This window comes from Mycobacterium sp. (assembly GCF_052145595.1).
Lineage (GTDB): Bacteria > Actinomycetota > Actinomycetes > Mycobacteriales > Mycobacteriaceae > Mycobacterium.
In genome coordinates, this window is the sequence record NZ_JBKQOI010000177.1 from 1 (window position 1) to 6,700 (window position 6,700).

Below are 6,700 nucleotides of genomic sequence, written 5' to 3' on the forward strand. Positions count from 1 at the left end.
GAACGTGAGATCGTGATGCTGGCGGCGGCTGGTTTATCCAACCGTCAGATCGCCGAAAGGCTTTCTGTCTCGGTGCGGACGGTGGAGGGACACGTTTATCGCATCTTCGCCAAGCTCGGCATCGAGCGCCGCGAGCAGCTCATCCACTTGGTGGGTGGCGCTCGCTTCGGGATGTAACTCGACGTCGGCAATCGGTGTCAAACGCGCCGATGCCAGGATGATTTGCGCTAGAGGCGTGGTCTACGAGTCCAACGCGCGCCGAAAACCATGCAAAGGGCATGATTTGGTCGAAACCCGTGCCGAATTGACGTTGGTGACAAAAATTTTGCCGGGAAATCGAAATCTGGCGCGAACCGTGGGCGGACTCAGGTACGGTCTGCGAAAAACCTGAGGTGGAGGTTCGACGCCCGGTGCAAACGGAGAGCAGGTCGGAGTGGCCGAAAGTGGCCCGCGATACCGAGTTGCGCCTAGCGTTGGCAGCGCTCGACGGCGGCCCGGAGTTCTGTGGCGTGGCGTTGGTCGGTGATAGCGGGAACGGCAAATCGACGCTGGCTCGCGCACTTGCCGACTCTCTCGAGTCGGGCGGGGCGACGGTGCGGTATGTGCTGGGCACCCGAACGGGGTGCGCCATCCCGTTGGGCGCGTTCTTTCGGTCGGTGACGGTTGAGCAAGCTCATGAACCTGCGGCGATGCTGGCCGCCGCGCACCAAACCCTGGAGCGGGAAGAGAACCTGGTCGTCGTCGTCGACGACGCGCAGTTGCTCGATCCGTTGTCGTCGACGTTGGTGCATCAACTTGCCGCCAGCGGCAGTGCACGATTGATCGTGACGATCCGGTCTGGTGACCCGGTGCCCGATGCGGTGACGGCGCTGTTGAAAGAGCGGTTGCTGCTGAGTCTGCGCGTTGAGGCATTTACCCGGGAGCAGACCGAGGTGCTCGCCCGCGCTGTGCTCGGCGGCGCCGTGGATACCAGGCTGATCAACGAGTTACACGACCGGACCGCGGGCAGCCCGCTGCTGTTGCGTGGCTTGCTGGATGCGGGTCGGGAAAGTGGTGTGTTGGTGCGCACGGATGCGGGCTGGCAACTTCGAGGTGCGCTGCGTGCCGACCGCCAACTCTACGATCTGCTGGAGTTTCAGCTGCAATCCTTTGCGCCGGAGGAATTGGAGGCGGTGGAGATCTTGGCGGCTGCCGAGGTGCTGGACTGGGAGATCCTGCGTGGGCTTTGCGATGCCGACGCGGTGGGACGCTTGGAGCGTCGAGGGGTAATCCAGCTGGTTGCCGACGGGTCAAACACGGTGGCGCGGCTGAACCATCCCGTCTTGGGTGAGGCGGCAATGCAACGAGCCGGGGTGGTACGCACGCGGCAGCTCAATAGCATGCTGGCACAACATCTTCGGAAGTACCTGGAGACGGAACGGCAGCGGTCGAGGTTGCCCGATGTGCGCACCCAGATCCAGCTGGCGCAGTTCATGATGCGAAGCGATCTGTCGCCGGACCTCGGCGTGATCATCCGTGCGGCGGCGAGCGCGATGACCATGTCGAACTTCGCCTCTGGTGAGGAGTTGGCGAGATTTGCGCTCGATCGTGGCGGTGGCCTGCTAGCGGCGATCGTGCTTGCTGAGGCGATGGGCTGGCAGGGACGGAGCGCCGAGGTCGAGGCGGTGCTCGGTGCCTTCGACCCTCAGGGTGCCGATCAGTTGATGATCGCGCATGGCTGTATGCGCGCCGCGAATCTTTTCTGGTGCGGGCAAATTGAGCAGGCTCGGCTGGGACTCGCCAATGTGAGAGATCGCCTCGAATTCGACGCGAGTGCAGGGCTCAGCACGGCGATGGAAGTGGTATTCGCGTACTTCTCCGGTGACGTTTCGACGGCAATCGAGACAGGACTAGCGGTCTGTGCATCGGACGCGCCCCCGATGGCGAGAGCGTGGGCGGCCGCGGCGACGTGCTGGGCGTTGGCGCTCACTGGGCGGTATGGCGACGTTCACCGCACAGCCGACACTGGTTTGCGGGCGGCTGACCTCGGCCACTCCGGACAGCTACGGCTGGTAATCGGGTGGGGTGAGGTCGTGGCTTTGACGGCTGCGGGTGACTTTTCGGCGGCAGAGCAGGTTTGGAAACGTTATGCCGCGATGCCGGCGGGCGCGCCTGCCGTACACGCCGTCGTGAACGCCATGCTTGGACTGGTGAACTTTGCCCGTGGCGCGCTGCCATCCGCGTGTGCCACATTTCAAAACTCATTATCGGCGATGTCGCGTGGTTCTCCGTTCAGTTGGTTGATGCTGGTGTCGGCCCTGTCGGCGCAGGCCGAAGGTGCGCGGGGCGACGGTGTGGCCGCGGCTGCCGCGCTGCGCAGGTCGGAGGAGGCCTACGGTCCGCAGGTCGCGGTGTTCTTGCCGGAACTCGAGCTGGCCCGGGCCTGGGAGCGGGCTTCGATCGGCCAGATGGTGGCCGCGCAGACACATGCGGTGCGTGCCGCGCAGGTCGCGCGACAGGCCGGGATGTATGCCGTGGAGATGCGTGCGCTGCACACCGCGGCGCGGTTTGATGACCGTTCGCAAGCCGAGCGGCTGGGGGAGTTGGCCGACACACTGGACACTGCGTTGGCGGAGGCGATCGCGGGGCACGCTGGTGGGTTGGCTGATCGCGATGGCGATGTGCTTGACGCCGCGGCCGACCGGTTCGCTGCCCTGGGCGCGGTGGCGCTGGCCGCCGACGCGGCAGCTCAGGCGGCGTGTGAACACGCGCGCACCGGCCAGCGTGGCAAGGAAGTAAAGTCTTCGACCCGCGCGCACTGGCTGGCCGGCCAGCACGAAATACGAACCCCGGCAGTCCGTTCCGTGGCCCGACCGCTGCCGATTACCGACCGTGAACGTGAGATCGTGATGCTGGCGGCGGCTGGTTTGTCCAACCGTCAGATCGCCGAAAGGCTTTCCGTCTCGGTGCGGACGGTGGAGGGACACGTTTATCGCATCTTCGCCAAGCTCGGCATCGAGCGCCGCGAGCAGCTCATCCACTTGGTGCGTGGCGCTCGCTCCTGGATGTAACTCGACATCGGCAACCAACCCGGTTTCAAGCGCGTCGAGCTCGTTGGCCTCGGCCGGCAGATCCGCAGTGACCTCCCCGGGCGGTGTCCCCGTCGACCTCGGCGAAGTGGAATCGGCGACCAATGACCGCTGCCGACGTCGCGCGGGCGTCGGCCGGTAGGGCCCGAGATCCCCAGGCGCGCCGGCTCATTCGTCGCACCCCGCCAATGGCACCGCGCACCCCAATGCCCAGGAAGCGCGAGACCGGGGCGTTACACCTACCTGTAACGATTACTAATCCAATTTGCGGTGCTCCACTCAAATGTCAATGCCCATCAGCAAATGTAAACGCCCACTAGCCATTGAGCTCTCGCGTTTGGGACTTATGGCTCGCGCATAGGGGCTAAAGACCCTGTAAGCGGCACGGCACCACCGAATATCTTCAACCTTATTCGCAGGTTCGTACATCGTCTGAACACGAAAAAACGAAAACTGGCGCGAACCGGGCAAACTAGGTATCGTCTGCGAAAAAGACCTGAAAAAGACCTGGGTGTGGAGGTCGTCCGGTGCAAATGGATCGCGGGTCGGGGTGGCCGATGGTGGCCCGGGATACCGAGTTGCGCCTAGCGTTGGCTGCGCTCGACGGCGGCCCGGAGTTCTATGGCGTGGCGTTGCTCGGTGACAGCGGGAACGGCAAATCGACACTGGCTCGCGCACTTGCCGACACACTCGAGTCGGGCGGGGCGACGGTGCGGTATGTGCTGGGCACCCAAACCCTCTCCACGGTGCCGTTGGGCGCGTTCTATCGGTCGGTGACCATCGACGCACCGCGGGAACCGGCCGCCATGCTCGCGACCGCGCAAAGGACCCTGGAGCGGCAAGAGAACCTCGTCGTCGTCGTCGACGACGCGCAGTTGCTCGATCCGTTGTCGTCGACGCTGGTGCACCAACTTGCCGCCAGCGGCAGTGCACGATTGATCGTGACGATCCGGTCCGGCGACCCGGTGCCCGACGCGGTGACAGCGCTTTTGAGAGAGCGGTTGTTGCTGAGTCTGCGCATTGAAGCTTTTACCCGGGAGCAGACCGAGGTGCTGGCCCGCGCCGTGCTCGGCGGCGTGGTCGATACCAGGCTGATCACCGAGTTGCACGAACGAGCTGCGGGTAACCCGCTGCTGTTGCGTGGCTTGCTGGATGCGGGTCGGGAAAGTGGTGTGTTGGTGCGCACGGATGCGGGCTGGCAACTTCGAGGTGCGCTGCGTGCCGACCGCCAACTTTACGACATGCTGGAGTTTCGCCTGCAGTCCTTTGCGCCGGAGGAATTGGAGGCGGTCGAGATCTTGGCGGCTGCCGAGGTGCTGGACTGGGAGATCCTGCGTGGGCTTTGCGATGCCGACGTGGTGGGACGCTTGGAGCGCCGTGGTGTGATCGAGTTGGTTGCCGACGGGTCAAACACGGTGGCGCGGTTGTTTCACCCCATCGTGGCTGAAGCGGCAATCCGACACGCCGGTGTGGTGCGTTCGCGACAGCTCAATGGCATGCTGGCACAACAACTTCGGAAGAATCTGCAGGCCGAAGGGCAGCGGTCGGGGTTGCCCGATGTGCGCACCCGGATACAGTTGGCGCAGTTCATGATGCGTAGCGATCTGTCGCCGGACCTCGACCTGATCATCGATGCAGCGGCGAGCGCGATGACCATGTCGAACTCCGCCTGCGGTGAGGAGTTGGCCAGATTCGCGTTCGATCGAGGCGGTGGCCTGCCGGCCGCGATCGTGCTTGGTAGGGCGATGGGTTGGCAGGGTCGGGGCGACGAGACCGAGGCAATGCTCGCCGACGTCGACCCTCCCGATGGTGCCGATGAGTGGCTGATCGTGCAGTGGGGTGGCCTGCGAGCCTTGAATCTGTTCATTAACTGTGGGCAGGTCGAGCAGGCACGGCAGGTACTCGCCGACGTGAAGAATCGTGTCGATTCGGAAGCAGTCGTCGGTCTCGTCACGGCCCTGGAGGTGTCGTTTGGGTTCTTCTCCGGGGATGTTGCGACAGCGATCGAGACCGGGCCGAGCTTGTGTGGATCGGATGTGTTGCCGTTGGCGGCGTTGTGGGCGGCCGTGGCAACGTCGTCTGCGCTGGCGCTCGCCGGCCGGTTTGGCGACGTTCACCGGATAGCGGATGCGGGGTTGCGGGCGGCTGCGCTCAGCGAATCGGGATCGGACCGGTTCAACATCGGGTTGGCTGAGGCCACGGCGTTGACTTGGGCCGGGGATTTCCCGGCGGCCGAGCGGGTTTGGGAACGCTATGCCGCAATGGCCGCGGGCGTGCCGGAAGCAGACGCGATGGTGTACGCGATGCTCGGGGTCGTCCAGCTTGGCCGGGGTGCGTTGGTGTCCGCCTGTTCTGCATTTCACGACTCGATATCGGCGATGTCGCGTGGTTTTCCGTCGGCCTGGTTGATGCTGGTAACAGCCTGGTCCGCGCAGGCCGAAGGTGCGCGGGGAGATGCTGAGGCTGCCGCCGCGGCGCTGCGCAGGTCGCAGGAGGCCTACGGTCCGCAGGTCGCGGTGTTCTTGCCGGAACTCGAGCTGGCCCGGGCCTGGGAGCGGGCCGCCGTCGGCCAGACGTCGGCCGCGCAGACACACGCGGTGCGTGCCGCACAGATCGCGCGACAATCCGGGATGTACGCCGTCGAGATGCGCGCGCTGCACACCGCCGTCCGGTTCGATGACCGTTCCCAAACCGAGCGGCTGGCCGAGCTGGCCAACACACTGAACACTCCGTTGGCGCAGGCGATCGCGGAGCACGCTCGGGGGTTGGCCGACCACGACGGCGATGTGCTCGACGCCGCGGCCGAGCGGTTCGCTGCCATGGGCGCGGTGGCGCTGGCCGCCGACGCGGCAGCCCAGGCGGCACGTGAACACGCGCGCACCGGCCAGCGCGGCAAGGAAGTACGGTCTTCGACCCGCGCGCACTGGGTGGCCAGGCAGGGGGGAATACGAACACCCGCGGTCCATTCCGTGGCCCAACCGCTGCCGATTACCGACCGTGAACGTGAGATCGTGATGCTGGCTGCGGCTGGTTTGTCCAACCGCCAGATCGCCGATCGGCTTTCTGTCTCGGTGCGGACGGTGGAGGGACACGTTTATCGCATCTTCGCCAAACTCGGCATCGAGCGCCGCGAGCAGCTCATCCACTTGGTGGGTGGCGCTCGCTCCGGGATGTAACTCGACGTCGGCAACCGGTGTCAAGCGCACCGGCGCCAGGATGATTTGCGCTAGACGCGTGGTCTACGCGTCCAACGCGCGCCGAGAAACCATCCAAAGGGCATGATTTGGTCGAACCTGGTGTCGAATTGACGTTGGTGACAAAAATTTTGCTCGGAAATCGAATTCTGGCGCGAAGCGTGGGCGGACTCAGGTACGGTCTGCGAAAAACCTGGCGGTGGAGGTTCGGCGTCCCGTGCATACGGAGAGCAGGTCGGAGTGGCCGATAGTGGCCCGCGATACCGAGCTGCGCCTGGCGTTGGCAGCACTCGACGGCGGTGCGGAGTTCCATGGGGTGGCGTTGGTCGGTGATAGCGGGGTCGGTAAATCGACACTGGCTCGCGCACTTGCCGACACACTCGAGTCGGGCGGGGAACCGTCCACTTCGTGTAGCTGTTGGACGCGACCCAGTCGCTC

Annotated in this window: 4 protein-coding genes; all 4 read left to right on the forward strand. The window is 64.9% G+C overall.

Annotation, left to right across the window (positions count from 1 at the left end):
* Nucleotides 1–177: response regulator transcription factor (locus ACLP4W_RS16585; RefSeq protein ID WP_442387713.1), on the forward strand; the 177-nt coding region annotated here is incomplete at its 5' end.
* Nucleotides 178–461: 284 nt separating this feature from the next.
* Nucleotides 462–3,050: a LuxR C-terminal-related transcriptional regulator gene (locus tag ACLP4W_RS16590; protein WP_442387715.1), complete on the forward strand. Its 2,589-nt coding sequence runs from the start codon at nucleotides 462–464 to the stop codon at nucleotides 3,048–3,050.
* A gap of 551 nt (nucleotides 3,051–3,601) precedes the next feature.
* Complete coding sequence (locus ACLP4W_RS16595; RefSeq protein ID WP_442387717.1) at nucleotides 3,602–6,244, forward strand: LuxR C-terminal-related transcriptional regulator; 2,643 nt, start codon at nucleotides 3,602–3,604, stop codon at nucleotides 6,242–6,244.
* 235 nt (nucleotides 6,245–6,479) lie between these two features.
* The coding region (locus ACLP4W_RS16600; protein ID WP_442387712.1) for an AAA family ATPase at nucleotides 6,480–6,700 on the forward strand (221 nt) is incomplete at its 3' end.